This window comes from Desulfospira joergensenii DSM 10085 (assembly GCF_000420085.1).
In the GTDB taxonomy this organism is placed as follows: Bacteria; Desulfobacterota; Desulfobacteria; order Desulfobacterales; family Desulfobacteraceae; genus Desulfospira; species Desulfospira joergensenii.
Genome location: NZ_ATUG01000002.1, coordinates 1,472,749 through 1,499,651 on the forward strand (window position 1 = coordinate 1,472,749; position 26,903 = coordinate 1,499,651).

A 26,903-nucleotide genomic window follows, 5' to 3' on the forward strand; every position below is an offset into this window, starting at 1 on the left:
ACTCAAAAAAAAAAGCCCCGGACAGCTGACTGTCCGGGGCCTTTTTCAAATTCCGTACGGTGACTTTATGTAAAAACGGATAAAACGGTTTACTAAAGCACGGTTACGTTTGTCGCGGAAGGCCCCTTGGGGCCCTCTTCAATGTCGAAAGAAACACGGTCTCCTTCATTAAGGGACTTGAATCCTGTGGAATTGATGCCTGTGTGGTGGACGAATACATCTTTTCCGCCGTCTTCCTGCTCGATAAATCCAAAACCTTTTGCGTCGTTAAACCATTTTACAATACCATTCGCCATGCTGGCACTCTCCTGTAATAAATAATAATAAAATAATCGCTTCTAACTTTGGGAGTAAACCACATTTGTATCCTGGGATATACGCCTTAAAGAGGAAACATCTGCGCTTCCTTTGCGCAGTGACGACACAATACTATAAAAATGAGAGATGTCAAGTGGTAATATAAATTTATTTTGTTGCAATTTATTTTTAATGGTGTATGATGCAGCCTTGTATTCAAGTAAGAGCACATTCCCTGGTGGAATATTTTTTCCAGGTTGTCCTCGCCGACCTCGTTGTTTCCCTTACAATGTCCGTTGCCGTCGAAGTTTATGCTGATTACTTATAAGGTGAGAACAGTATGAAAATTTTGTCGGGAACATACCCTGTTTTAAAAATACCCCTCTACCGGTCACCCATCGGTTATCCATACCATTTTCACTAAAAAATTATTCTCGGGTTCCAAAGAATCCAGAGGTTGTGACGCCGGAAAAAGCCGGCTGCTCACGATAATAAAAAGGAGTTTTAATGAGTTTTACTGAATTTGATTTTCATCCCCAGATAAGCGCCGGCATTGCCGCCTGCGGTTATACAATCCCCACCCCGATCCAGAAAGAGGCGATTTCCCCTATTCTGGCGGGACATGATATCTTCGGCCTGGCCCAGACAGGCACCGGCAAAACCGCTGCCTTTGTCCTGCCCATTCTCCAGAGGCTGCTCAAGGGATCCCGGAAAAAGACAAGGGCCCTGATCGTTGCACCAACCCGGGAGCTGGCCGAGCAGATCCATGGAAATATTGAGAAAATGGCCGGCAGAACCGGCATTAAGAGCGTTCCCATATACGGGGGCGTGGGCAAATCTCCCCAGATCCGGGCGGTCCGTGCCGGCACAGAGATTATCGTTGCCTGTCCCGGACGTCTCCTTGACCTTGTCAATGACGAGGCCATCAGCCTCCGCGACATCGAGGTGCTGGTTCTGGACGAGGCAGACCACATGTTTGATCAGGGATTTCTCCCGGACATCAAGAGGATCATCAAACTTCTGCCCCAAAAGAGACAATCCCTTGTTTTTTCAGCCACCATGCCCGCTGAGATCAAGGTCCTGGCCCAAAAGATTCTTCACCGGCCCCAAACCGTCCGGATCAATGATTCCCTTCCGGCACCCACCATTGCCCACGGGCTTTTCCAGGTCAAAAAAGAAGAGCGGACCGCCCTGTTGAAGAATCTTCTTCAAAAAGAGGAAATCAAGACGGCCCTGATCTTCACCCGGACCAAGCACAAGGCAAAGAGTCTGGGCATGCAATTGCAGAGAGCCGGGTTTAAGGCAACCTCCCTCCAGGGAAATCTTACCCAGAACAATAGGAAAAAAGCCCTGGACGGATTCCGGGACGGGGTTTTCAACATCATGGTGGCGACAGATATCGCGGCCCGGGGCATTGATGTCACGGGAATTTCCCATGTCATCAACTATGACCTGCCCGACACCGTAGAAACCTATACTCACAGGACCGGCCGGACCGGCCGGGCCGACAGGACCGGCAAAGCCTATACCTTTGCAGGACCGGAAGACCGGAAGATGATCACTTCCATTGAAAGGAATCTGGGCAAAAAAATGGCCCAAGAATCTTTGCCAGCCCTGAATTCAGGTGCAAAACCCTCCCGGCAGGCAAAGCCCTCCCGGCAGGAGAGCCGGCAAAAGGCAATGCCGGCCGTTAGAGGCAGCCGCGGATGCTCCTGGTCGGAATCCCTGGTATTGGCCTAGTCGAAAACCTTCATAAAAATTGAGAAAGGGGCTGCAATGGCCATCCGGAAAAATTATTCTTTTGAAAAGCGCCAGAAGGAATTGGCCAAGAAAAAGAAAAAAGAAGAGAAACGCCAGCGCAAACTGGAAAAACAAAACAAAGATTCCGGGGAAGAAGAAACTTCCCCGGAACCGGAACCGGACAATTAAACGGGACATGCCATGCCTCCATTGAGGATCCGATATCAGACCCTGGAGATCGGCCATGTGGATATCCATATCCGGACCCTGTGGGATCATCTCCAGTATGAGGATGCAGAAGGGGTGGCTGAAAATTTAGGGATATCTTCCGCGGCATGGCCGTTCTTCGGCGTTGTCTGGCCTTCGGGAGAAGTCCTGGCCCATTGCATGCTGGACTACGAAATCGAAGGGAAGCGGATCCTGGAGGTGGGCTGCGGCATCGGGCTGGCCAGTCTGGTCCTGAACCACAGACTGGCTGACATCACCGCCACCGACTACCATCCCGAAGTCGGGGGGTTTCTGGAAAAGAACGTAATTCTCAACAAGGGGGAAAAAATTCCCTTTGTCCGTGCGGGATGGGATGACGGCGAAAATGAACTGGGGATCTTTGATCTCATTATCGGCAGTGACCTGCTCTATGAAAGCGGTCATGTCGATATTTTATCCGGATTTATCGATCTCCATGCCCGGCAGCAGTGTGACGTGGTCATCGTGGATCCGGGGCGGGGCCTTCATGCCCGGTTCAGCAAAAAAATGAAGGGCCTGGGATATTCCCACAGCCGGAGTAAACCCCCTGCCACGGAATATCTGGAAAAGCCCTTTAAGGGCTGGGTTTTAAGTTATTCCCGCTAAAGGCATCTTTCCAAGTACAGGTCCATATATTCCATCGGACCGGAACCGGTCACATCTTCAGGATCATGAACACAAAATCCCCGTCGTTGAAATCGACGATGAGATTGGCACCCCTGGATTCTGCATATCGGATCCAGAAGGGTCTGTCCGTCACTCCGCACTCGTAGTTCGGGTAAAATTCCCCGGTTTTCCCGTTTTTCCAGGACAGGATCATGGGATGGTCACATCGTTCAAAGGCCTTGTCCTTGGCCATCTGCTTGGCAGCCAAAAAATCAAACTCCGGATCATCGATATTTAAATTCAGGGTTTCTTCTGCCTGGTTTTCGCTGGTTTCTAATATCTGTCCCATTTGGGGTTCTCCTTTTGACAGGGGGGTTAAATTTCATTCTTAAATATAGGTATCCGATGAAAGTTGGCAATGGCTTATTTTGTGAGTAAGCTCAAAAAAGAGAAAATGGTCGCAAAAGAAAAAGATGAACATAAAAAGAAAATATGGGTTTAAAGAGAGGGATTTTAATGGTATGTTTTTTTACCCGGGATCTTTGCCTGGCGTCAGGGGAGGGGATAGAGGCAGAAAAACCCGCAAATCAAACCATGATAAGGCATAGGTGATAAAATAGATGCAGTTCTCCAGAAAAGCCATCAACAACAGGCATAAGAGCATTATCTCCCTGATCAGCAAGAACGGATTCGCCACGGTGGAGGAAATGGCAAAACGGTACAATGTCACCCCCCAGACCATCCGGCGGGATATCAATTTCCTGGATAAGGAAGGGCATATCTCCCGGTACCACGGCGGGGCTGCTCCGGCCTCTTCCACGGAAAACGTGGCCTACCGCCACAGAAAAGAACTGCTTTTGGCGGAAAAACGAAAAATTGCCCAGAAGGTGGCATCCATTATCCCGGATAAAACCTCCCTGTGCATCAATATCGGAACCACAACCGAACATGTGGCCAATGCCCTGTACGACCATAGGAAACTGAGGATCATCACCAACAACCTGAACGTTGCCGCCATCATGAGCAAGAAAGAGGATTTCCAGGTGATTGTGGCCGGCGGAATCGTTAGGAGCCGGGACGGGGGCATCACCGGAGAATCTGCCGTTAAATTTATCCAGCAGTTCAAAATGGATATCGGCATCATTGGAATTTCCGGTATTGACCTGGACGGAACCCTGCTTGATTTCGATTTCAAGGAGGTCCATGTGGCCCGGACCATCATCGACAACTCCAGAAAGGTATTCCTGGTCACGGACCATTCCAAATTCGGCAGAAATGCCATGGTCAAGCTGGGCTCCATCCGGGAAATCGATACGCTTGTTACGGACAAGCAGCCCCCGGCCGAGCTGATGGATGTGATTCAGAAGCACGATGTCAAGCTGATGATTGCCTAAAGAAGCAAAAAGACAGACAAAGAAAGTCAAGAGCAAAGGATGAAGTCGGGCTTACGACTTTAGATTCTTGGAAAAGCCCTTTGGCACTGCAATGTGCCAAAGGGCTTTTTTGATTTTATGCTTTGGACGAAAATCTGTCCGGATGCAGGGCGCAAAGGAGTTTGGAACCGGAGCGTACTTGTCGTAGGTGAGGCCCGATTATATAATATGGCAAACTCCTGAAGCAACGCTGCAGTCGGGTGAATTTTCGTTCAAACGACTATTTTACCTTTCCTTCTTTCCAGGCCTGTAACAGTTTGTCATAGTTGAGGGTTTCCCCCTGGGGTTTCTCATTGGCCAGTTTGGCCTTGGGCGACCCCGGTTTGTTCAGCCAAAAAGACTCGTCCTTTTTGGGATTGAGTTTGGGTCCCATGTCTCCCTGGATGCCCGAACGTTCGATTCTGGCAAGGATCTTGTCCTGTTCCTTGGCCAGATTGTCCATGGCCGTGGAAACGGTAACTTCGCCGGCTACGGCTTCACCGATGTTCTGCCACCAGAGCTGGGCCAGTTTGGGATAATCCGGAACATTGGTTCCGGTGGGGGTCCAGGCCACCCGGGCAGGGCTTCTGTAGAACTCAACCAGTCCGCCCAGTTTGGGGGCCCGGTCTGTAAAGGACTGATGCCGGATATCCGAATCCCGGATGGGGGTCAGGCCCACATGGGTCTTTTTCAGGGAAACCGTCTTGGAAACGCAGAACTGGGCAAAGAGCCAGGCTGCCTTTCTTCTGTCCACCGGGGTGGACTTGAGCAGGGTCCAGGAACCGCAGTCCTGGTATCCCAGCTTCTGGCCTTCTTCCCAATAGGGTCCGTGGGGAGAGGGAGCCATACGCCATTTGGGGGTACCGTCCGCATTGACAACCGGGGTACCTTTTTTGACCATGTCCGCGGTAAAGGCCGTGTACCAGAATATCTGCTGGGCCACATTGCCCTTGGCCAGACTGGGCAGGGACTGGTAAAAGTCCATTCCCAGGGCGCCCGGAGGGGCATATTTTCTCAGCCACTCCATGTACTTTCTCAGGGCGTATTTGGCTGCCGGTCCGTTGGCGGCCCCGCCCCGGGAAACCGAAGAACCCACGGGCCGGTTGTTTTCATCCACTCGGATGCCCCATTCGTCAACAGGCTTGCCGTTGGGAATGCCCTTGTCTCCGGCACCGGCCATGGAGAGCCATGCATCGGTAAAACGCCAGCCAAGGTCCGGGGCTTTTTTGCCGTAGTCCATGTGACCGTATATGGCCTTGCCGTCGATTTCCCTTACATGTTCGGAAAAGAACTCGGCAATGTCTTCATAGGCCGACCAGTTGGCCGGGACACCCAGTTCGTAGCCGTAGATTTTTTTAAATTCTTTTTTAAAATCGTCCCGGTTGAACCAGTCGTACCGGAACCAGTAGAGGTTGGCGAACTGCTGGTCCGGAAGCTGGTAAAGCTTGCCGTCCGGGCCGGTGGTAAAGGATTTCCCCATGAAATCATCCACATCCAGGGTGGGCAGGGTTACGTCCTTGCCTTCTCCGGCCATCCAGTCCGTGAGGTTGACCACGTGGCCGTACCGGGAATGGGTGCCGATGAGATCGGAATCGTTGACATAGGCGTCAAATACGTTTTTCCCCGATTGCATCTGAACCTGGAGCTTTTCAATCACGTCCCCTTCCTGGATCAGGTCATGGGTGACCTTTATGCCGGTAATTTCGTAAAAGGCCTTGGCAAGAACTCTTGACTCGTACTCATGGGTGGGGATGGTTTCGGAAACCACTTTGATATCCATCCCTTTGAACGGCTCGGCCGCCTTGATGAACCATTCCATCTCCTTGAGCTGTTCCTTTTGGGACAGGGTAGAAGGCTGGAATTCATCGCTGATCCATTTTTTTGCAGCCGAGATGTCTGCGCCCGCAGGAACTGCCGAGAGCAGGAACAATAGAGCGAGAATCCAGGCCAAGCCCGGGATTCCGAGAACAGATTTTTCACTTTTTTTTCCCATATCATTCCCTCCGTTTCTTTCATCTGCCTTCATGAAAAGAATCTAATATTGCAGACGTGAAGGCCGTTTGCGCCTGCAATATGTTTTACGACACTTTCGGTCATCTCCGGTCATTGCCTTTGGGTCCGGTTTCAGCCCTGAACCCAGATCAAAATTCCAACGATTGGAGATGCCCTTTATTCAATCCTTTTTTTGCAAAGGATTTACTCTATTTCAACGCTCCGTCCGGGAAGATGCTTGCCCATCTGCAAGGCCCAAAGAATTTCAAGACCGGAGCGCTCCTGTTCATGAGGATCTTGAGATTCGAAAGCAAGGCCGCAGGTGGGTGAGTTTTCGTCCTCCCATAATCTATCCCCAGCGCATGATCACCACCATCCATACCAGGGCAATGGCAAACCCGCCCCAGAGAGTGATGTCGGTGAGGCCGATCCAGGCCAGGTGGATATAGGCGCTTCCCAGCAGCCCGATAAAGAGCCGGTCCCCCCGGGTGGTGGAAAGGGGCAGGAATCCCCGCCTTTCCACGGTGGGAGAGACGATCTGCCATATTGTCATGGAGATGAGGATACAGACAATGGTGATGAAAAATATGGCTGTGGGAAGGGTCCATGCCATCCATTCTAAGTTCATGAGGTCTCCTTTCTATACCCTGCCCATGGCAAATCCCTTTGCCAGGTTATCCCGGACAAACCAGATCACCAGGGCCCCGGGGACAATGGTCAGAATGCCGGCAGCGGCCAGAAGCCCCCAGTCCAGACCCGATGCACTCACGGTCCGGGTCATGGTGGCGGCAATGGGTTTGGCTGCGGTGGTGGTCAACGTCCTTGCCAGCAGCAGTTCCACCCAGGAAAACATGAAGCAGAAAAAGGCCGTGACTCCGATACCGGATCTGATCTGGGGGATGAAAATGGTCAAAAAGAACCTGGGGAATTTATATCCGTCAATGAACGCGGTTTCATCGATCTCCTTGGGAACCCCGGACATGAAGCCTTCCAGGATCCAGACGGCCAGGGGAACGTTGAACAGGCAATGGGCCAGGGCAACGGCAATATGGGTGTCAATGAGTCCGAAGGTGGAGTAGAGCTGGAAAAAAGGAAGAAGGAATACAGCGGCCGGGGCCATCCGGTTGGTGAGCAGCCAGAAGAACATATGCTTGTCCCCCAGGAAGCTGTACCGGGAAAAGGCATAGGCGGCCGGCAGTGCCGTGACCAGGGAGATGGCCATGTTCATGGTCACGTAGATGATGGAGTTGATATAGCCGGAATACCAGGATGAGTCCGTAAAGATCTTGATGTAATTTTCAAAGGTGATGTGTCTGGGATAAAAGGAAAAGGAGCTCAAGATATCCGCATTGGTCCTCAGACTCATGTTGAGCATCCAGTATATGGGCAGCATGAGAACAATGAGATAAAGAATAAAAAACAGGGTTCGTTTTTGAATTTTCATGATTTTTCTCCTCTGCCGACATTTTGCAGAACCTGGTAGAACAGCCAGCTGAACAGCAGGATGATCAGAAAGTAAACCAGGGAAAAGGCAGCGGCCGGTCCCAGGTCAAACTGGCCCACGGCGACCTTGACCAGGTAGATGGATAAAAAGGTGGTGGTGTTGCCGGGTCCCCCCCCGGTAAGGACAAAGGGCTCCGCATAGATGAGAAAGGAGTCCATAAACCGGAGCAAAAGGGCAATGGTGAGCACCCCCCTCATCTTGGGCAGCTGGATGTACCGGAAAATGGCCCAGGCAGAGGCCCCGTCGATCTTGGCGGCCTGGAAATAGGCCTCGGGGATGGCCCGAAGGCCGGCGTAGGCCAGGAGAGCCACAAGGGGCGTCCAATGCCAGACTTCCATGAGCATCACCGTGATCCAGGCCTGGATGGGGCTGGCCGTGTGGTCAAAGGGGATGCCCATGCCGTTGATGGCCGCACCGAACAGACCGATATCCGGCCGGGTAAAGATGATCCAGATGGTTCCGATGACATTCCAGGGAATGAGCAGGGGAAGGGCAATGGTGACCAGGCTGGCTGCAGCAGCCCATCCCTTTTTGGGCATGATCAGGGCAATGAGAATGCCCAGGGGCATCTCAATGAGGAGTACCAGGCCGGAAAAAGCCAGCTGGCGCCACAGGGCCTCATGGAGCCGGGTGTCGGCCAGGACTTCCTCAAACCACTCAATCCCGACAAATACCCGCTGTCCCGGGCCGAAGATATCCTGGAGGGAATAGTTGACCACGGTCATCAGGGGAATAATGGCCGAGAAAGCCACCAGGATGAACACCGGCAAAACCAGGAACCAGGCCTTATTGTCTTTCCATTTGTCCATATCGTTTGCGCTCCAAGCGTATCAGGTTAAAAGGATCTCGTCGGAAAAGAGCCGGATCCAATCCTTGGGAAACCGTATCCATGCCTTTTCCGTGGGCGAGGGCTTTCCTTCGGGCAGCCTGGCCCTCAGGGTGTGGCTGCTGCCCAGGATCACGGTGACGATCTTGTAATTTCCCTGGTCTTCCACGGTTTTGACCCGGGTCAGGATTCCGCCTTCCACCTCCTGGGCGTTGACATCCAGGTAGAGGGGGCGGATGCCCAGTTCAAGCTTGCCGGAAGCCTGTTTTCCCAGGGCCGCCGTTTCAGGATCCAGTTCAATGGCGACCTCGTCCACCATGGCCCTGTCCCCGTTAAGGGTGCAGGGCAGGAAGTTCATGCCCGGGCTGCCGATAAAGTATCCCACGAATTTATGCCTGGGATTTTCAAAGAGTTCCTGGGGGCTGCCGATCTGGACAATCCTGCCCTCAACCATGACAATGACCTTGTCGGCAAAGGTAAGGGCCTCCACCTGGTCGTGGGTGACGTAGATCAGGGTGAGTTTGAGCTGCTCGTGGACCTGTTTGAGCTTGCACCGGAGCTGCCATTTGAGATGGGGATCGATAACGGTGAGGGGTTCGTCAAATAGGATGGCAGCCACATCGCTTCTTACCAGGCCCCGGCCCAGGGATATTTTCTGCTTGGCATCTGCGCTCAGGTTGGCGGCCTTTTTATTGAGGCTGTCCGTTAGATCCAGGATCCCGGCCACTTCCCTGACCCGGGTGTCAATGTCTGTTTCATTGAATCCCCGGTTTTTTAAAGGAAAGGCCAGGTTGTCGTAAACGCTCATGGTATCGTAGAGCACGGGAAACTGGAAAACCTGGGCGATATTCCGCTTTTCCGGGGGAAGGCCGGTGACGTCTTTTCCGTCAAACAACACCCTTCCCTTGCTGGGGGTGAGCAGGCCTGAAATGATGTTGAGCAGGGTGGTTTTCCCGCACCCGGAAGGTCCCAGGAGGGCATAGGCCCCGCCGTCCTTCCAGGTGTTGTCGATCATCTTCAGGGCATAGTCCTGATCTCCGCCGGGATTGGCCATATAGCTGTGAGCGATTTTATCTAGGGTTAATTCTGCCATTTAGCTCTCCTGTGCAGTTTCAGCCAGGGTATTTTTCGGAGACAGGATCAGTTCCCCTGTCTTTGAAAATACAAATAGGTTTTCCGGATCCAGAAAGATTTTGAGGCCGGATCCGATTTTCCTTGAGTAGACCCCCACCTCCTGGACCACCAGGTTGGTGCCTGCGTAATTTACGTGGAAAAAGGTTTCGGATCCGTTGATCTCCGACAAGTTGATGACCGTGTCCATGGAGATGTCCGCTCCGGCCTGGGCCTTGAGATAAAGGTGGTTGGAGCGGATGCCGGCCATATACTCCCCCGGGGCCAGGGATGAGAGGTTCCCGGAAAGGGAAAGGCTGACGTCACTGCCCAGGTGAAACGTGGAATTTTCCACCCGGCAGTCAATGAGATTGATGGGCGGATCACTGAAGACTTCGGCCACTTTGACGCTGGACGGCCGGTGATAGACCTGGGAGGTGATGCCGGTCTGGAGGACCCGGCCCTGGTCCAGGACCACGATTCTTCCCCCCAGTTTCAGGGCTTCCCCCGGTTCCGTGGTGGTGTAGACCACGATGGCATCTCTTTGCCTGAAGATCTCCTGGAGGTCAATCTGGAGTTCTTCCCTGAGCTTGTAATCCAGGTTGACCAAAGGTTCGTCCAGGAGGAGAAGGTTGACGTCCTTGACCAGGGCCCTGGCAATGGCGCATCGCTGCTGCTGACCGCCGGAGAGTTCAATGGGCATCCTCTCCAGCATCTCTTCCAGGTGGAGCATCTCGGCCACTTCCCTGACCCGGCTGTCAATCCGGGATCTGTCCATCCCCGCCACCTTCAGTGGGGAGGCAATATTATCGTACACCGTGAAGGAAGGATAATTGATGAACTGCTGATAGACCATGGAGATGTTTCGTTTTCGGACCGATACGCCGGTGACGTCCTTGCCGTCCACCCGGATCTTCCCGCTGGAGGGCCGGTCCAGTCCGGCCAGAATCCTCAACAATGAAGTTTTTCCGGCCAGGGTTCTGCCCAGAAATATATTTGTAGACCCGGAATCAAACTCAAGGGAAATGTCTTTTAAATATATCTCATCGCCAACCTTCAGATTGATATTTTCAAGTGAAATACTCATTTTGAGCTCCGAAAAAAAGGGGTCAAAATTAAAAATATGTTCGAAAATGCAAATACCATGGTTTCGTTCGTTCAGCAAGTGAAAAAAACGAAAATTTAACAACAACCGAACAGAAGATCAACAGGACTCAGGTGTGAAAGGGGTCTGTAAAAACGTAAAATTATTCCCTTGTTTAGTTTACTGATATCGGACTTGATTTAACCAGATCCGGAATGGGTTTTCAATGATTATTCCTTGGGGATCAGGGTTTTGAGAATATCTTCCTTGCCGATAACGCCCAGCAGCTTTTTGCCGTCCACCACGGGCAGGGTGTGGAAATGCTTCTCGACCATGAGACTGGCGATTTCCGAGACAGGGGTGTGGGCTTCAACGGTCACCGGATCTGAGACCATGGCCTGCTCCACTTTGGTGGCGGATAGTTTTTTGAATTCTTCGTCGATTTTTTTTGAAGAAAACAGAGGAAAGATACTGTCCAGGATGGTGAAAATAGGGGGGACCGGCATTTCCTTCTGCTGGAAAATCAGGTCGCTCTGGCAGAGGAGGCCCACCAGCTCTTCCCTTTCATTGACCACCGGGACTCCGTTGATATGGTTGTTCAAAAGCAGTTCAACGGCCCGGGGAATTTCCGTATCCGGATTGACGCAGATAATATTGGTTTCCATGATATCCTTGGCTGTGATCATGAGGCCTCCTTTTTGATATGGCTGGGATAAGGGGGATACCCTTTATAATCTATAATGAATGGGCCCGGAATGCAATGCAAACCCAATCTTATTTGGAAAATGAAGGGGCAAATGTTTTAAGGGGGCTTTTAAAAAAAGGAATGCCGCCTGTCTGTCAGGGTCGGAACAAACAGGCGGCTGGATAATGTTGCCAAGGAGATGGGGTTTTGTTTAGGGGTAAACAAGATCCTTTCATTATCCATGATCGGTTATATCGGACCTTTGGAAAACTTCTTCGGCCCGGCACATCCCTACTTTGTTCAGGATATTCTATCCAATCAATTATGGTACATATTTAAAAGGAACCGTCGGTATTTGTCAATAATATTTTTATAAAAAATGTAAAAAAAGAAAATTTTAACCAAAAATAACCAAAACCAACTAATTTTTAAAAATTATGGAGTCTCTGAAGCCCTGGAGTGTTTTGGATTCCCATGGATAGATTTTATGGAGTTATTTGGGACTTGGACTTGCTCCGGGGAGGGATTCCGGGGTATAAATCCAGGGCAGAGAAAAAAATGAAAAAGGAGTTTTTATGCTGAATCCCCTGTTTATCAAAGCAACAAGTCTCTCAGATGCCTGGTTCCAGACCCTTTACAAATGTGTGGAAACCGGCCGGTCCTTTACCATCAGCCGGGGCTCTTTTGAGGGGCAGAAAAGGCTTGAGTTTGATTATATATCCATCCATATCACCCATCCGGAAAGCCTGCCCCTGCTGCCCAAGGTCAACCCGGTTCTGGGATTTCCCGATCCGGTCGACGAGGATTATTTGGATGATTACCTGCCCTATCTCATGACCGGGGAGGAGAAGGAGGGGGAGTCCTATACCTATGGCCAGCGGATCTGCAAGTGTGATGTCGAGTGGCTGCCGGAAGAGGTTCAGGATCTGACCGAAATTCTGATCCAGGAAAAAGAGGTGTGGGAAGACCGGAACATCCTGATTCAGGAAAACGGAAAAACCTATCTGAATCAGATGGAACTCATGATCTGGACCTATAAGAACAAGGGGCCCAGGAACAACCAGATGATTCTCCAGGTCGGCCAGCCTTCGGACATGCTCCTGGTGGATCCTCCCTGTCTGCGCCACATTGATACGCGGATCCAGGACGGGAAACTTCACTTTTTCCCCTATTTCAGGTCCTGGGATCTTTTCGGGGGATTCCCGGCCAACCTGGCCGCCATTGAGATGATGAAACAATACTGCGCCGCCCAGATCGGTGTTGAGAACGGGGAGATCATCGCCAGCTCCAAGGGCCTGCACATCTACGACTATGTTTTTGAGATTGCCGAAGCCATCCGGGGCCGGACCATGGATGAGTTCAGGACCGCAATTGATAATTGAGAACGGATAAGCAAGAATTATGGATGCTTTGCGCCATTTGGATGTATTTTTGGAGCGGGGCATCCATTTTTTTGGATCTCACGGGGAAAGAACAAAGAGCTGGCCGTATTCCGGCCGGATCTTGAACAGACCTTCCGGGTAAAATCCGAAAATACGGGAAAGCAGAACCCGGATCACCCCGGCATGGGTGACCACCAGGGTCCTGCCCGGGGTTTTGATCCCAAGGTCCATGAAAAAGGGGAAAACCCGGTTAAAGACATCGTCAAAGCTTTCCCCGCCCCTGGGCCGGAATCGATCCATGGCCCTGCCCCGGCGGTCATACTCCCGGGGATGATCTTTTTGAATCTCTTCAAAGGATCTGCCTTCCCACTCCCCCATGTGGATCTCATTGAGTCGGGAATCGATGAAGATCTGTTCCAAAGGGCAGATCAGGGATGCCGTTTCCCGGCATCGCTTAAGCCGGCTGGCATGGATCCCGCTGAACAGGATATCCTGGAACGTTCTTTTCCACCAGAGGGCCTGGTCTCTGCCCAGGTCATCCAGATCCAAGTCGGTACTGCCGATGAAGCGCCGGGCTTCATGGCCGCCCCGGATCCGGCCGTGGCGCAGCAGAAAGATCAGGTCATTCCTGTCCGAGTATGGACCGGACAGATCTGCCGCAAATCGTTTCGATCCGGGTCTGTATGTCCCGAGTAAGTTCATGGCGTTTTACTATCCTTTCCTCTGCCCAGGGGAATCGGGCAATTTTTTTTTTGAACCGGGGGCTGTAATCCAGATCCAGTCCCCCGGGTCCGCAGATTTTGTCGGCAAAATAAACCACCTGGGTCTCGGTGAGCCAGTCCGGAAGAGGGTGCTCAAGATCTGTATGCTGTCCCACGATTTCAGCTGTTTCCGGAAATCCCAGGGACAGAAGCAGTCTTTTTCCGGCCCGGGCATGGTCTTTTTCTTTCTTTTTGATGTCATGGAGCAGGGCGCCTGCCCGGATTAAATTCAGATCCAGACCCGGATCCGGGTTCCCATCCGGGCCGGCTTCTGCCCTTTCAGCCCCGGACGGATTTTCCATGACAGCCAGGGCAATTTTTACGGCGGTTTCAGCCACCAGGATGAGGTGGGGGATTATGCCCCCCCCGGACTCATTTTCGGGCCGGGTTCCGAATTCGGAAAGAATCAAGGACATGCACTCTTCCCGGTCCGGAATGTTCAGCCGTTGGAACCTTTTCCTGACAAGATTATAGGCTTCCGGGGTGTCGGCATCCATGAGGATTCCCCGGTCATGGACCCTTGTCTTTTTTTGCCGGCTTCCAAGGGCGGACAAAAGCCGCCCCAAATTGGATCCAGGATCCAGGGAGAGGATTTTTGGGATGACCCAGCCGGGGATCAGGGGCGGATGGCCCGGTTTTGAATCAAATTCAGGGATGATGATCCTGTCCGGGTTTTGGGAAAAGGATTCAATAAGCTTTCGGACGGTAGGGGGCCGGATGGACGGGATATCCACGGGCAGGAGAAAAAAACCGGTGCAGGGATCCGGCAGGGCCCTGACCCCTGCCTGGATAGAGCTGAGCATTCCGCCGGCTTTATAATCCGGGTTAAACACCGGTCTGGCACCGGTTCCCAGTATGAGGGGCTCAATTTTTTCCCGGTTGTGGCCCGTGACCACGATGATGTCCTTGATTTTGGATTGCTGAAAAAGGGTGATCACCTGTTTTGCCATGGTGGAGTCACCCAGTTTCAACAGGGGCTTGTATCGATGCATCCGGGAGGAGAGGCCGGCTGCCGGGATCACAGCGGACAGGTTTTCCGGGAAAAGACCCGGGTTCATTTCATGCCCCTCTCCCGGATGATCTGGGCCATGATGCTCACGGCGATTTCCCCGGGGGTTTCCGAATGGATGTCCAGTCCGATGGGGGAGAAGACCCTGTCCAGGGATTCCTGGGAAACCCCCTGGTTTTTCAGGTTGGTATAGATCTTGTCCCGTTTGGGCCGGCTTCCGATCATTCCGATATAGGCGGCCTTGGTTTCCAGGGCCTGGGCAAGAACGGTCTGGTCATGGAGATGGCCCCGGGTGGTGATGACGATGAAGCTGTTTTCATCCACCTCAAGGTTCTCAAAGGCCCGGCTGAAATCATCAATGACCTCCACTAACCTTGCATGGGGAAAGCGGGAAGGATTGGCAAATTCCTTCCGGTCATCCACGACCACGGACTGAAAATCGGCAATCCGGGCGGTCCGGGCCAGCTGAAATCCCACGTGGCCGGCCCCGAAGATAAAAAGGGTGTCCCGGGGCAGCACCGGTTCCACAATGAACTCTTCCAGGCCGATGCTGATGAGAGAGGGAAATGAGCCGGTGAATTGATTGTCAGAGATCTCATCCAAAAGAGCCTTCGGCACCAGGGGCGCTCCCATGGGGGTACCGTCTCTTTTGACCAGGCATTTTCGGGTGGAAAATTCCTTTTGGCTGAACCCCGTAATTCTGGAGATGAGAAAGGCTTTTTCCCCTTTTGCCTCCAGGTCGGCCAGGGCCCGGAACAGGGAGATCAGTTCCGGGTCATGGCCGTTTGACAAGGGGAGAAAGGGTTCGATCAAAACCGTGAGATGGCCTCCACAGACCATGTCCAGCCCTGTTTTTAATTCATTGTCCAGGTTGAATTCCCGGATCAGGGCAGATTTGTTTTCCAGGCTGGCCAGGCAGGTTTCAATGGTCCGGGCTTCCACCAGGCCCCCTCCGATGGTGCCGAAAAGGGTCCGGTCCCTCAATACGATCATTTTGGATCCCGAGGTCCTGGGGGTGGACCCTTTGTGGGTCATGATGGTGGCCAGGGAAAAGGCTGTGCCATGGGTCAGGCACTCCAGGATTTTTTTGTTCAGAGCTTCCATATTCCGCTTCCGTCTCTTCCAGGGAAGGCATGCCCCTGATCTAACGGTTCGGGCCTTCCCGTAAATTTCATGAATATTCCGGTTTCAGCCCCGGGTTTCTCAGCCCGGGCCGGAACTGACGAACCTGATCCCATCATTTCCCGGATCAACGCATACTCCCAGTGGGAATATACCCGGACGGATGTAAAGGAAATCTCCCTTCGGGAACAGAGCGACCAGGTTTCCTAGAAATGAGCTATCAGAGGAAGATCGATAAATCAACCCAAACCATCCGGCAAAAAAACAATCCTTCCGGGTTCATTTTACAATGGGATACTGCTTCTGAGCCCAGGCGGCAATCCCCCGCTTGAGGTTCAGGATGTCTGAAAATCCTTTATCAATGAGGATCTTTGATGCCACGGTACTCCTGTTCCCGGTGGCGCAATAGATCAGGACCGGTTTTCCTTTATGGTCCTCCAGTTCCCGGATCCTCTTCTGCAGGCTCTGGACGGGGATGAGCAGGGCGTCTTTCAAATGCCCCCTTTTGTACTCTCCCGGGGTCCTGACATCCAGGACAAGGGGCCCATGGGAGCGGATAAATTCATGGGCCTGTTCCGCCGTCAATTCCCTGTAGTTTGCCTGGATATATTCGATGACCCGGATCTCGCCCTTTATGCTTCCAATGGTAAAAGGGTGAACCCCCGGGGTCTTCATTTTAAAATAGGAGGTCTTTTCAAGATCCGGATCCAGGGGCTTGGCCCGGTTGGAAAGGGAGAACCTTGCCACAGGGTCCCGGAGGTCCCGGGGCAGCTTGAATTTGATATAATCTCCCCGGTATACGGTGAAGGTTTGAACCCCGCTGTCGGGCCGGATCTCCAGTATGCGGAATCCGTTCTGGAGGGTGCCGGAGACTTTCTGGTCCGAGCCTGCCGGTCCGCAGAAGGAAAGAAAAAAGCCCGCAACCAGGAGGATAAGATAGACAAAAAATTTGGGTTTCATGGCTGAAATCCTTTGGATTCTGGTTCATATATACACATCATTATAAGACAGCAGAATCATCTGTCATGTTTTTTATGCGGGTCCGGCTTCGGTCTTGTGCCGGGAACACCAACAGGGTATGATCCTCTTCCGGAACGACAGAAAGGACAAAAACGTGGACCGCCTCGTTTGGAAGATTCAAAAATTTAAAGATCTGGGCATTGACGAACTTTATGACCTGCTCAAGCTCAGGGCCGATGTGTTTGTGGTCGAGCAGAACAGTGCCTATCCTGATCTGGACGGCAAAGACAGGCACCGGGATACCGTCCATCTCACGGCCCGGACAGAAGGAAAGCGTCTGGCCGCCTATCTGAGAATCCTGGCTCCGGGAATCAGCTATCCTGATCCCAGTTTCGGCCGGGTGGTGGTGGCTCCTGAATTCCGGAACCAGGGGATCAGTCACACCCTGGTCAAAAAGGCCCTTTCCCTGATCCGGGTCCAATGGCCGGGCCGGGCCGTCACCATCGGTGCCCAGGTCTATCTTGAAAACTTTTACGGACTTCACGGATTTGTGCCCCTGTCCAAGGCGTATGTTGAAGACGGAATCCCCCACATTGATATGAAACGGCTCCCACAAAAGGGGGAGGATCCTGGAGCCGGAATCCCAGATTCTCCTTGAGGTCTCCCGGATTCTGGGCTAATCTGTCCCAATGAAATGAAGAATATAACCTTTCAAGCCCATCTTAAGGAGAGGAAGTATGGACACAGAAAAATACAAAGACGTTATCTCCATGGCCATTCAGAATGAAATCGCTGCCCGGGAATTCTATGAAAATGTGTCGGCCCGGATCAAGGATGATTATCTCAAGGAGCTCTTTGCAGATTTTGCAAAGGAAGAAAAAAAACATGAAACCATTCTGACCGGAATCCTGAACCAGGAAAAGGTGGATGCCCAGTACTTTGATTTTGACAAGGATTTCCAGGTGGCGGAAACCATTGACATGCCCGAGGTCAGTGCAGACATGGATCTGAAAAGCGCCATCGGCCTTGCCATGAAAAATGAGGAAATCGCCATGAAGCAGTACACGGCCCTTGCCGCCAACTGTAGCGATCCGGAACTGGAAGCGGTTTTCCTGGACCTGGCCTCCATGGAAAGGGGACACAAGCACATGATGGAGGAAAAATTCGTGGACGTGGCATTTCCAGAGGTCTGGTAGTCCCCCTGGTCCGGGAAACTTAAATAAAATCTTAGCAGTGCCGTAACACCATAGAAACATTTGTCCTTTACAATCCGTCAACTTTTAGAGGATGGATTAGGGACAATGACGGCATTAAAATACGGGCCGGCCAGCGGTCTGAGACTGGTGAAGGGGCAGACGGATAGGGTTGACCCTTCCCGGGAAGTTCTGAGAAATATCCTGGGCATTGAAACCGGTTCCGGGGACCGTTTCATCCGGTCTCTGCCCTTTTGTGCCGGGGACGCCACGGCCGGAGCTGAAAATGAATTCCAGGCCGTGGTCGAAGGCCGGCGGGAAGACCTGGACCTGCCCCTCACCCTTTTATCTTCCAACTACTATAAAAACATCGTCAAAAGGGCCAAATCCGGTGACACCAGCGGCAGGTCCATCGCAGCCCTTGAAAAATTCCTCTCCGACATCAATGCCCGTGTCTGGGAAAACTCATGGGTGAGATTTCCCAGGAGGGCCCTCAACTCCTTTGCCAACCAGGTCTTTAATTCGGATTTAAAGGCGGATAAATCAGATCCCTCTTCCGGATATCGCAAAGATGCAAACGCCTTTGTCTTTGAAAACCAGGGAGAGGCCCAGATCAGGATCCCGGTGAGCTATCTGCTGAAACTTGCCCTGGCCGACGCAGTGGGGGACGATCCTGATCTTTCTTCCCATGTCCGGGACTGGGGCGAAAAGATGATGGACCATTTCTCCAATGACAATTCATCCCCGGAACTCTTTTCCTTTCATCCGGTAAAATCCGACCAGACCACGGCAGGACTGGGAGAGAAACTGGCTTCAGAGACCCTGCTCCGTTTTCTTCTGACCCAGGTCCTGGTGGCCTATGCCCATGAAAAATTTTTTCTCAGGGAGACCGGACAGAAGGTCAGGGTATTTTTTTCCTCAACCCCGCCCATGCGGCAGAAGCAGCTCAACAACTGCATTTCCGATTCCTTTTACCGGGAGCTGTTCATGAGTCCCTGCCTGTCCGGCTGGGACAGGGGGGAGGAAAAAAAAGATTATATGAATGTCTGCCACCGGGTATTGTCCCGGAGCCAGCTTAACGGGGTGGCCAAACTCAAGGAGGCCGGGATCATCACCTCAAACCTGGTGGTCCTGCCCAATACCTCCAATATCAGCCTGGCCAACAACGGGACCCATATCAGCCTGGGCAGCCTGAAACTTTCCGGGCTCATGGCCGACCCGAAATCCGGTTTCAAAAACCCCATGGAAAAGTATATGGGGGACCTGGTCATCAAGGTTTGTGAACATTTTCTGCCCCTTTTTCCGGGGATCTACAGCGCTTCCCCCTTTCGTCTGGAATTCAAGGATTTTCATCCGGAACAGGTATTGGGATTTTTGCCCCATGAGCTGGACTACACCCATCTGCGGATGCTCTGGCGCAAGTGGAAGAAAAAGGCGTCCATCAAAGTCATGGGAAGCCCCCTGACCCCTTTCGGACCGGTTCTGCTGGATACCATGATCAGCCGGGTTTTCAACCTGAAGGGGGATTTTGTCCCGGATTTCAGGCTTGTTGACTATTTTGCCTCCATCATGAGCACCTTTGAAAGCCCGGCCCTGGACGGCAGGCTGGAGAGCGAGGCCCGGCTCAAGAAAGATCTGACGGAGATGGGGATCTTTGATGAGAGAATGCCCCTGTATCAGCTCATCCGGCTCAGAAAATACGGGCAGATGGGATATTCCGGGTTTGAGCACCGGTATTTTTCCATTTTTGAAAATGTTCTCCAGGATATGGGAAACGGGGCCAATCTCCAGCTTCTCATTACCAGTCTGGCCCATAAGTATATCCTGTCCGGGGAGATCAGCCATGCCATGATTCCCGATGTCCCGGAAGTGGAGAGTGAGCGGCGCCAGATATTCTATTGTACGGCCATCAATCTCCCCTCATTCTATATCCGGACCCAAACAAAAAATAGCTTTCTGGCAAAGATCCTCAAGATTGCGGGTAAGACAAAGAAAAGCCGGCGCTACCCCGGATTCACCCAGGTCCGGGTCAGGGAGTACCAGAAAGGACTGATCCATCTGCTGAAAACCGACGGGGCCTCCCTGATGGAGGCCTTTAAAATGGAACAGGCGATCCAGGACCTGGAAAGAAGGATTGTAAATCCCGAAAGATACTCTGCCTGGGGAAAGCTGTGCTCCGGCATCCTCGACAGGGAGGGGAGCAGGGCAGATCCCATGACCCTGACCGGCCAATCCTTTAACCGCCGGGCCGAGACCTTTTATACGGACAAACTCAGAAAGATCCATATCGCCCAGGGATTTGAACTGCTCGGCCAGGTTCTCCAAAAGATGGACCTCTGGGCCACATACCGGGAAAAGGCCTATGGGGACTCGGTCCGAAGTATCCTGGGCAACGAGGACCTCCTGGAATTTCTGCGAAGGGCCCGGTCAAAATTTGAGGATGAAACCATGGATCCCGGGGAATTGAAAAAATTGATTTACCTGATCATCCTTGTGGTGGGTCTGGAAAAAAGCAAGTATGAAGCATCAGTACATTGACCGGGAAACCGGCCTCCCGATTACCGAAAATCTGGTCCACGACCGGGTGATCGCCGCCATATACTCGGGAATCCGGGAGAATGCAAGATTTCTTTTTGACCTCCTGGTTTCCCCCCGGGCCTCTGCCCTGGTTGGATTTTTAAATTACGATTTCAGATTTAAAAAACCCCCTCTGGATCCGGACCGGTTTTTTCGGACCCACGGCATTGATCTTAGGGAAATAGAGGGGCGGCTTGAAGACCTGACCTCCCTTCGCAAAGTGTTTGAACGCAGGATCCGGTTCAGGGAAGTGCGCCCCATGCCCGAAACACCGGGGAGTGTGGTATCCCCTGCAGATTCAAAGATGCTGGCCGGTTCTTTTTCCCGGGAAAAATCCCTCTGGGTCAAGGAAAAGTTCTTTAACTTTATGGAACTTCTGGGTGGGGATAAGCCGGAGTGGCTCAAAGCCTTTGACAAGGGAGACTGGGCCGTGTTCAGGCTCACCCCTGAAAAATATCACTACAACCATGTGCCGGCAGCGGGCCGGGTCATTGATTTCTACGGGATCGACGGCTGCTTTCACTCCTGTAACCCCGGGGCCGTGGTCAGGGAGGTCACTCCCTATTCCAAGAACCGAAGGGTGGTGACCCTCATTGATACGGATGTGGACGGAGGAGAGGGAATCGGTCTGGTGGCCATGGTGGAGGTGGGGGCATTGATGATCGGCCAAATTGTCCAGTGCTACTCGGGCCGGGGGTATGAAGATCCGGTTGGGGTCAGTCCCGGGCTTTTCCTGAAAAAGGGTCAGCCCAAGAGCCTTTTCCGGCCGGGCAGTTCCACCACCATCCTCATCTTTCAAAGGGACCGGATCAAGTTTTCCAGGGATATCCTGGGCAACCTGCACAGAAAGGACGTCCAGAGCCGGTTTACATCCGGATTCGGCCGGCCCCTGGTGGAGACGGACGTCAGGGTCAGGTCGATCATCGGCCAAAGGTTAAAAAACAATGGAGATAATGGAGAAGTATGATGGAGTCTGTTTTTTTTGTTCTGGGATTGGGCCTTTTTCTGGGTCTGGTCTTATGCTGGGGATTCAGGAACCTGCCTGAAGAAAGATGGCAGATGGTGGCCGCCCTTCCCCGGAAAAAAAGGGAGCACGGTTCATGGCAGGGGTTGAACCTGACCTGGTACGGACTGCTCTCGGCCAACGCCTACGCCTTCAGTGTGGTGATTCTTCTGGTTCTGGCCGTTTCCGCCGGGATCCCCCTGGCCGCCCTGGTCATCCTCACGGCCCTGTTCCTGGCCGTGACCGTGCCTTCGTCCCGGATCGTGGCAGGGATGGTGGAGAAAAAAAAGGCCACCCTTACCGTGGGCGGTGCCGTTTTTGTGGGAACCGTGATCGCCCCCTGGCTGATTCTTTTGATCAACCAGACCCTGGGCCGGTACATGGACTTTTCCATTTCCGTTCCCGTGCTCCTGGCCGCCATCTCCATCGCCTACACCTTTGGAGAGTCCCTGGGGAGACTGGCCTGCCTCAGCTTCGGCTGTTGTTACGGTAAACCGTTAAAAGAGTGCTCCGGCCTGACCCGGCGTCTCTTTTCCCGGTTCTATATCGTGTTTACGGGCAAGACCAAGAAGATCTCCTATGCCTCGGGCCTGGACGGGGAAAGGATGATTCCCATCCAGATGATCACCTCCGTGATCTACGGGGTGTCGGCCCTGGCAGGCACCTGGCTTTTCCTGGAGGGATTTCCCCGGGCCGCCCTCATGGAAACCCTTTTCGTCACCCAGATCTGGCGGGTGGGTTCGGAATTCTTCCGGGCCGATTTCAGGGGGGAACTCAAGTTCTCCATCTACCAGATCATGGCCCTGGCCACCATTGCCTATGGATCAATGGTGGTCTGGATATTTCCCCAGTCCCCTCTGTCAACGGACCTGGGCCTGGGCCTCAAGGCCCTGTGGAACCCGGGTATCCTGCTCTTTGTCCAGACGGTCTGGGGAATCGGGTTCTTCCATTCCGGCCGCAGTTCCGTAACAGATTCAAAAATTTTCTTTAACGTGGTACGGGATAAAATCTAATGGGATTTACCATCACCCGAAACCTTCAGGTAAAGGCCATGCTCTTCCTCTGGGTCTATGATCTGATCAAGTTCTGGCTCTTTTCAGACCTGGCCCGGGTCCACGGCATCAATCCCTGGATTTTTCTTTTCCTGGATATGGTCACCGTTGTCCCCTATGCCATGGGCCTGGCCCGGTTTATCAACTCCCTTACCGGCCAGGCCCAGAAACTCCATGAGGTCCTGGTCTGGGGAATTGTCCTGATTTTCAGCACGATTCTTCCCTATGCCTATGCCGCCTGGGCCGGAAAAGAAGAGTTCACCTTCCGGTCCTGGACTGTTTTCGGCCTGGTTCTGTTTTTTATCCTGGTCAATCTGATCCGGGCCGTCCAGGCGAAACTGGATAAAAAAAAAGATAGCTGCGCAGCAGCGGTTCAGGTGAAAGGCTGAAGCGGGATGGACTGAAGGCTGAAGTGTTTGATGTCAGGGAACAAATTAATTAACAATCAACCTAAATCCCTTTACCCCTTTTCAAGCCCTTCTCCCGATATCCTCGTGAAGCCATGAATCAACAGACCCATTGACCTTCCTGTACTTTTTTATCAAGACAGCCTCCCGCCTGGTAACCCTATGATATTGGGAGGCGGGTCCAAGACTTTCAGTACCTGAAGCATGGAGTTCGTTTTGTATGAAAATACAGATATTCCCCCATTTACACTCGTCCCCCGGCAAAATAAGATATCTGTTATCAGGAATTCGAACGAAAACGAAGTTGATCCCAAAACAAAAGGAGAATATCCATGTCTCTAAAAGACCAATTGATAAAGAAGCTGGAATCCCGGGTCAATGCCTTGGAAAAAGAGGCTGAGGCTGAAAAGGCGGAAGCGGCAAAAAAGCAGGCTGAGGCGGAAACCGAGGAGGCCGGTGCGGAAATTAAATCAGAATTCACAGAAAAAATCAGATCGATCCAGTCGGATATCACAACGGTTAAAACCAGACTTGATGAAATCAAAATCGCCGGAGAAGAACGCATGGAAGAGTTCAAACGCCAGATCGGGGACTGGATCGGTTAAGGGGTGGAAGAAGAGGAGAATATTCACGGCGACGAATATAAAATAAGGAGAAAGAGACCATGAATCGTAAAATACTGATTCCGTTTAACGAATCTGAGTGTGCCAAAAACACCGTCACCTTTGTCGCAGAACACCTGGACAAAGACCATGAGATCACGCTGTTCCATGTCGTGCCGGATACAGCGGCCGCATGCGGGCTCGACAGCCCCAGCCTCACACCCTATTTTGAAAAAGAGCGGAATGCCTTTTGCCGCATGGAGGAGCGGCGCCAGGATATGATGCTGGTAACGCTTGAAACAGCAAAAATGGCTTTACTGAATGCCGGGTTTTCCGACGCCAAGATCCACGTAAAAACGCAGGCCCAGAACAAAGGCATTGCCGCCGATATTGTGCAGGAGGTAAAAAAGGGGAACTACGGCATGGTTGCCATGGGACGGCGGTCGGTCTCAGGCATAAAAGATTTTTTTATGGGCAGCAATGTTCTGCGGGTAATGAACGCCCTGGGTGGCATTCCCATGGTCATCGTGGACTAAAAACCAAGGCCAACCCTAATTGTCTTTTGGCCTGATTTCTCCGTTGCGCGAAAATTTTAATCTCCAGAATGTGAAATAGTCTTCCGGTTAAAATTTTTTTGCACCAGAATCCTAACTTATCAGACATACCCATGAATTGAGGACGGTGTTCCGGTTTTGACAGGGGCAGGGGGCAGGTTTTGAAATATAAGAAAAGGATAATTCAAGACCTGCCCCCTATTTCCTACCCACAAGCCGGAAAATGAAGAATACCCCTTAGAAAGTTCATTTTGGGGTCAAGATGAGGCCGTTAAGAGTAGTTTGTGAGGGGGTTAAGGAATTCTATCTTTTGAAAACAAATGGTTATGTAAATTTCCTTGGTCCGACCCTATTCTCTTTCTCTATAACCAGAGACGAAAGCATTCGGCCAAGGGTTGGAAAACGCCTGCTCACAGTGAGCAGGTATGGTACAACCTAAAAAATGTGGCTTAACCCACGCTCCCGTTTTTTGGGAAGGTGCAGTTTTGTATTTGATGATGCCGGGGGGGCATTAGATTTTGACTTTTATACAAAATTCGGTTAGAAAGGCTCAGTTTTCCAACCGGATCAGGATGCTTCCATGCTTGCCCTAAAACAGATTAAAGCGCTCAACATCGAAATGTCTTCCAGCTGCAACGGGAAGTGCCCGTTCTGCAGCCGGGACCAGAAGATCCGGCGGTACGGCAATTTCAGGATCTTACTGGAAGATTTTAAAAAACTGCCGGAAACGCTTGTCCGGCAGTTGAAATGGATCAGCTTTGCCGGCAATTTCGGGGATCTCTCCTCCAATCCGGACATGGTGAAGATTGCAGCCTATATCAAGGGATTGAACCGAGATGTTGTTCTTGGGGGGGATACCAACGGGTCCATGCAGAGCGCGGACTGGTGGGCCTCCCTGGGAAAATTCTTCAGGGACGGAACCATGGAGTTTGCCGTTGACGGTCTTGCCGATACCCATGCTGTTCACAGGCGGGGAACCGATTACAACAAGATCGTCCGGAATATCAAAGCCTTTGCCGGTGCTGGCGGGGTGGCTCACTGGAAATTCATCGTGTTCCGGCACAATGAGCACCAGATTGCAGAGGCTGAAAAAGAGGCGGAAAGAATCGGATGCAAGCGCTTTTTTGTTATCCCGTCCAGGGACTACGGCGGGGAGTTGCAAAAACCTGAGAAGATCGAATTCCAGATTAAACGGGATATTTTCAAGACCTATGATGAAAAGCTGTCAGATTCCGATACCCGGGCCACGTGCAAGCCGATTAGCAACGGATCGCTTTATCTCGCAGCGGACGGCACGGTCCATCCCTGCTGCTTTGCCCATTGTATGTATATTACTGAACACAATTCTCTGTTTGATTTTCTGCCGCCCCTGGCCGCAATGTATTATGATCAGATCAATTTCAAGACAACACCCCTTTCAGATATTCTGAAAGGCCCTTATTTCAGTGAGATTCTGTCCCTGTCAAAGACAAATTCCTATTGCCGGATGAAATGCAATCCGTTCCGCAAAACCGTTAAAAAAGAACTGGTGCTCATAGATAAACGATTTTGAGGAGACGGCCTGTCAAAAAGATGCCGCCGCCCCTGAACAAAAGGGCTGGGGTCAATAGGGGCAGGTCTTGAAATATAAGAAAAGGATAATTCAAACCCCTATTTCCTACCCACAAGCCTCAAAATGATGAAGCCCCCTTAGAAAGTTCATTTTGAAAATGAGGCGGTTACGAGCAGTTTATGAGGGATTTAAGGAATTTTGTCTTTTGAAAACAAATGGTTGTATAAATTTCCTTGGTCCGACTCTATTTTGAAAATTTATTCAAATTTTCTATATCGCTCTTTTTGGCCCCGAAAAGTGGAATATAGACCCAAAATCGAGGTGTATTTTGAGGTTATTTCTCTTTATTTCAATTGGTTACTACGGCCCGACCCCATTGGCATTGGTTCATTGGTTGGTTGATTAATGATGATTTTGACAAAGCCACATAACTTGAGTCCAGCAGCGGCGATATGCAGTCCGGTGTAAACATTCGTTATCCACCTTCTAAAAGGTACTTGTTTACAGTTGCTTTTGCCAGGGACTCTGTGGAATCTATAAAAACAATGTTAGTCTTTGAAAAGGGAAGAACAGCGTTTAGATCAGTACATGCGATAACTGCTTGCTCTACTTGAGAATTATTGAGATCACTCAGTAGCTCATTCCAATGTATACAAGCCTCCTCTTTCACCTTTCCCGACTTAATTAAAGATATAATTTGGTTGATCTTCTTTTGCCAGTTACTGTGGAAAATAAATTCTAGATTAATATTCTTGAAGCCCATTTGATATAATCCGGAATCAAAGGTTCCTTGGGTTCCTATAAGAGTCACAGGACCAGAACTGCCTAAAAAAGGGAGTGTCTCTGTGATAATGTTAAGCAATGAGATATTGATTGAGGAAGCCAAGTCGCTGTAATAAGCATGCGCTGAGTTGCATGGCATTGCTATGAAATTTACGCCTGTCGACTCAAGTTGTTTAAGTCCACTATCTATCGTTTTTTTCATTAAGCTATGATCAATGGGGCGGTCGACATAGAATGGGGTAGGAAGGGACAGTATCATCATCTTTGGAAAATCTTCATCTAATGAAGCTCCATAGAGTTTTTGACACTGATCGACAACAGCATCTATGAATGATGCTGTCGATCTTGGTCCCATTCCGCCTAAAATTCCGATCATACATTTTGACATGAAATCACTTCCTTTTGCTGGATAACGCATTGCTCACCAGAGAGGGCCGCTTTTTG

General features: G+C 51.4%; 29 protein-coding genes. 15 read left to right on the forward strand and 14 right to left on the reverse strand.

Annotated features, from left to right (window positions below):
* Nucleotides 1-92 precede the first annotated feature (92 nt).
* Entirely contained in the window at nt 93-296 is a 204-nt protein-coding gene (locus tag F608_RS0119295) for a cold-shock protein (protein ID WP_022667319.1), read from the reverse strand.
* A 508-nt stretch (nt 297-804) separates the two neighbouring features.
* On the opposite strand from F608_RS0119295, the gene F608_RS32615 reads away from it, so the two are divergent.
* Genes F608_RS32615 through F608_RS0119310 form a run of 3 tightly spaced genes read left to right on the forward strand, consistent with a single transcriptional unit; the run spans nt 805 to nt 2,889 of the window.
* Nucleotides 805-2,037 (forward strand): DEAD/DEAH box helicase, encoded by a 1,233-nt coding sequence (locus tag F608_RS32615; RefSeq protein WP_022667321.1) that lies wholly within the window; start codon nt 805-807, stop codon nt 2,035-2,037.
* Nucleotides 2,038-2,073: 36 nt separating this feature from the next.
* A complete protein-coding gene (locus F608_RS36585) occupies nt 2,074-2,226 on the forward strand; it encodes a hypothetical protein (RefSeq protein WP_022667322.1) in 153 nt (50 codons plus the stop codon).
* Between the two features lie 12 nt (nt 2,227-2,238).
* Nucleotides 2,239-2,889 (forward strand): class I SAM-dependent methyltransferase, encoded by a 651-nt coding sequence (locus F608_RS0119310; RefSeq protein ID WP_027362917.1) that lies wholly within the window; start codon nt 2,239-2,241, stop codon nt 2,887-2,889.
* Between the two features lie 49 nt (nt 2,890-2,938).
* Here F608_RS0119310 and F608_RS0119315 read toward each other — a convergent pair whose 3' ends face one another.
* Nucleotides 2,939-3,238 (reverse strand): AF1514 family protein, encoded by a 300-nt coding sequence (locus F608_RS0119315; RefSeq protein WP_022667324.1) that lies wholly within the window; start codon nt 3,236-3,238, stop codon nt 2,939-2,941.
* A 271-nt stretch (nt 3,239-3,509) separates the two neighbouring features.
* Between F608_RS0119315 and F608_RS0119330 the strand changes: the two genes are divergently transcribed.
* On the forward strand, nt 3,510-4,283 hold the full coding sequence (locus tag F608_RS0119330; RefSeq protein WP_022667327.1) for a DeoR/GlpR family transcriptional regulator: 774 nt from the start codon (nt 3,510-3,512) through the stop codon (nt 4,281-4,283).
* A gap of 259 nt (nt 4,284-4,542) precedes the next feature.
* Here F608_RS0119330 and F608_RS0119335 read toward each other — a convergent pair whose 3' ends face one another.
* The 7 genes from F608_RS0119335 to F608_RS0119370 form a co-directional block, all read right to left on the reverse strand.
* Complete coding sequence (locus tag F608_RS0119335) at nt 4,543-6,294, reverse strand: ABC transporter substrate-binding protein (RefSeq protein ID WP_022667328.1); 1,752 nt, start codon at nt 6,292-6,294, stop codon at nt 4,543-4,545.
* A gap of 348 nt (nt 6,295-6,642) precedes the next feature.
* On the reverse strand, nt 6,643-6,921 hold the full coding sequence (locus tag F608_RS0119345; protein ID WP_022667330.1) for a DUF2160 domain-containing protein: 279 nt from the start codon (nt 6,919-6,921) through the stop codon (nt 6,643-6,645).
* A 12-nt stretch (nt 6,922-6,933) separates the two neighbouring features.
* The gene (locus F608_RS0119350) at nt 6,934-7,737 is read right to left on the reverse strand and encodes a carbohydrate ABC transporter permease (RefSeq protein ID WP_022667331.1); all 804 of its coding nucleotides are present in this window, start codon (nt 7,735-7,737) and stop codon (nt 6,934-6,936) included.
* Nucleotides 7,734-8,606 carry a carbohydrate ABC transporter permease gene (locus F608_RS0119355; RefSeq protein WP_022667332.1) on the reverse strand — a complete coding sequence of 291 codons (873 nt, stop codon included), beginning with the start codon at nt 8,604-8,606 and terminating at the stop codon, nt 7,734-7,736. The genes F608_RS0119350 and F608_RS0119355 overlap by 4 nt, the downstream gene beginning before the upstream one ends.
* A gap of 21 nt (nt 8,607-8,627) precedes the next feature.
* Nucleotides 8,628-9,716: an ABC transporter ATP-binding protein gene (locus F608_RS0119360; RefSeq protein ID WP_022667333.1), complete on the reverse strand. Its 1,089-nt coding sequence runs from the start codon at nt 9,714-9,716 to the stop codon at nt 8,628-8,630.
* A complete protein-coding gene (locus F608_RS0119365) occupies nt 9,717-10,820 on the reverse strand; it encodes an ABC transporter ATP-binding protein (protein ID WP_022667334.1) in 1,104 nt (367 codons plus the stop codon).
* A 227-nt stretch (nt 10,821-11,047) separates the two neighbouring features.
* Nucleotides 11,048-11,503 carry a CBS domain-containing protein gene (locus tag F608_RS0119370; RefSeq protein WP_022667335.1) on the reverse strand — a complete coding sequence of 152 codons (456 nt, stop codon included), beginning with the start codon at nt 11,501-11,503 and terminating at the stop codon, nt 11,048-11,050.
* A gap of 574 nt (nt 11,504-12,077) precedes the next feature.
* Between F608_RS0119370 and F608_RS0119380 the strand changes: the two genes are divergently transcribed.
* Nucleotides 12,078-12,884: a thymidylate synthase gene (locus F608_RS0119380; protein ID WP_022667338.1), complete on the forward strand. Its 807-nt coding sequence runs from the start codon at nt 12,078-12,080 to the stop codon at nt 12,882-12,884.
* 78 nt (nt 12,885-12,962) lie between these two features.
* Here the strand turns inward: F608_RS0119380 and F608_RS0119385 are convergent, their stop codons facing one another.
* From F608_RS0119385 to F608_RS0119395, 3 genes are read right to left on the reverse strand one after another with little or no spacing between them, the layout of a single operon-like run.
* Nucleotides 12,963-13,586, reverse strand: coding sequence for a histidine phosphatase family protein (locus F608_RS0119385; RefSeq protein WP_022667339.1), 624 nt, complete (start codon nt 13,584-13,586; stop codon nt 12,963-12,965).
* Nucleotides 13,507-14,703 carry a DVU_1551 family NTP transferase gene (locus tag F608_RS0119390; RefSeq protein ID WP_022667340.1) on the reverse strand — a complete coding sequence of 399 codons (1,197 nt, stop codon included), beginning with the start codon at nt 14,701-14,703 and terminating at the stop codon, nt 13,507-13,509. The genes F608_RS0119385 and F608_RS0119390 overlap by 80 nt, the downstream gene beginning before the upstream one ends.
* Nucleotides 14,700-15,758: an XdhC family aldehyde oxidoreductase maturation factor gene (locus F608_RS0119395; protein ID WP_022667341.1), complete on the reverse strand. Its 1,059-nt coding sequence runs from the start codon at nt 15,756-15,758 to the stop codon at nt 14,700-14,702. Before F608_RS0119395 ends, F608_RS0119390 begins: the two co-directional genes overlap by 4 nt.
* A gap of 69 nt (nt 15,759-15,827) precedes the next feature.
* Here F608_RS0119395 and F608_RS36270 point away from each other — a divergent pair, with 69 nt between their 5' ends.
* Entirely contained in the window at nt 15,828-15,986 is a 159-nt protein-coding gene (locus F608_RS36270; protein ID WP_022667342.1) for a hypothetical protein, read from the forward strand.
* A gap of 69 nt (nt 15,987-16,055) precedes the next feature.
* Here the strand turns inward: F608_RS36270 and F608_RS35075 are convergent, their stop codons facing one another.
* Entirely contained in the window at nt 16,056-16,736 is a 681-nt protein-coding gene (locus tag F608_RS35075) for a rhodanese-like domain-containing protein (protein ID WP_022667343.1), read from the reverse strand.
* Between the two features lie 154 nt (nt 16,737-16,890).
* Here F608_RS35075 and F608_RS32620 point away from each other — a divergent pair, with 154 nt between their 5' ends.
* From F608_RS32620 to F608_RS0119450, 9 genes are all read left to right on the forward strand, one after another.
* The gene (locus tag F608_RS32620) at nt 16,891-17,394 is read left to right on the forward strand and encodes a GNAT family N-acetyltransferase (protein WP_244154309.1); all 504 of its coding nucleotides are present in this window, start codon (nt 16,891-16,893) and stop codon (nt 17,392-17,394) included.
* Between the two features lie 79 nt (nt 17,395-17,473).
* Nucleotides 17,474-17,932, forward strand: a complete 459-nt coding sequence (locus F608_RS0119415; protein WP_022667346.1) for a ferritin-like domain-containing protein — start codon at nt 17,474-17,476, stop codon at nt 17,930-17,932.
* Nucleotides 17,933-18,037: 105 nt separating this feature from the next.
* Nucleotides 18,038-20,467: a hypothetical protein gene (locus F608_RS32625; RefSeq protein ID WP_022667347.1), complete on the forward strand. Its 2,430-nt coding sequence runs from the start codon at nt 18,038-18,040 to the stop codon at nt 20,465-20,467.
* Nucleotides 20,448-21,473 carry a phosphatidylserine decarboxylase gene (locus tag F608_RS0119425; protein WP_022667348.1) on the forward strand — a complete coding sequence of 342 codons (1,026 nt, stop codon included), beginning with the start codon at nt 20,448-20,450 and terminating at the stop codon, nt 21,471-21,473. The genes F608_RS32625 and F608_RS0119425 overlap by 20 nt, the downstream gene beginning before the upstream one ends.
* Nucleotides 21,470-22,522 (forward strand): prolipoprotein diacylglyceryl transferase family protein, encoded by a 1,053-nt coding sequence (locus tag F608_RS0119430; RefSeq protein WP_341833812.1) that lies wholly within the window; start codon nt 21,470-21,472, stop codon nt 22,520-22,522. The genes F608_RS0119425 and F608_RS0119430 overlap by 4 nt, the downstream gene beginning before the upstream one ends.
* Entirely contained in the window at nt 22,522-22,950 is a 429-nt protein-coding gene (locus F608_RS32630; RefSeq protein ID WP_022667350.1) for a hypothetical protein, read from the forward strand. Before F608_RS0119430 ends, F608_RS32630 begins: the two co-directional genes overlap by 1 nt.
* Before the next feature lie 350 nt (nt 22,951-23,300).
* The gene (locus F608_RS0119440; protein ID WP_022667351.1) at nt 23,301-23,573 is read left to right on the forward strand and encodes a hypothetical protein; all 273 of its coding nucleotides are present in this window, start codon (nt 23,301-23,303) and stop codon (nt 23,571-23,573) included.
* A gap of 59 nt (nt 23,574-23,632) precedes the next feature.
* Complete coding sequence (locus F608_RS0119445) at nt 23,633-24,106, forward strand: universal stress protein (RefSeq protein WP_022667352.1); 474 nt, start codon at nt 23,633-23,635, stop codon at nt 24,104-24,106.
* 598 nt (nt 24,107-24,704) lie between these two features.
* On the forward strand, nt 24,705-25,676 hold the full coding sequence (locus F608_RS0119450) for a radical SAM protein (RefSeq protein WP_022667354.1): 972 nt from the start codon (nt 24,705-24,707) through the stop codon (nt 25,674-25,676).
* A gap of 475 nt (nt 25,677-26,151) precedes the next feature.
* On the opposite strand, the gene F608_RS0119455 is transcribed toward F608_RS0119450, so the two are convergent.
* Nucleotides 26,152-26,847 (reverse strand): aspartate/glutamate racemase family protein, encoded by a 696-nt coding sequence (locus tag F608_RS0119455; RefSeq protein ID WP_022667355.1) that lies wholly within the window; start codon nt 26,845-26,847, stop codon nt 26,152-26,154.
* Between the last annotated feature and the right edge of the window lie 56 nt (nt 26,848-26,903).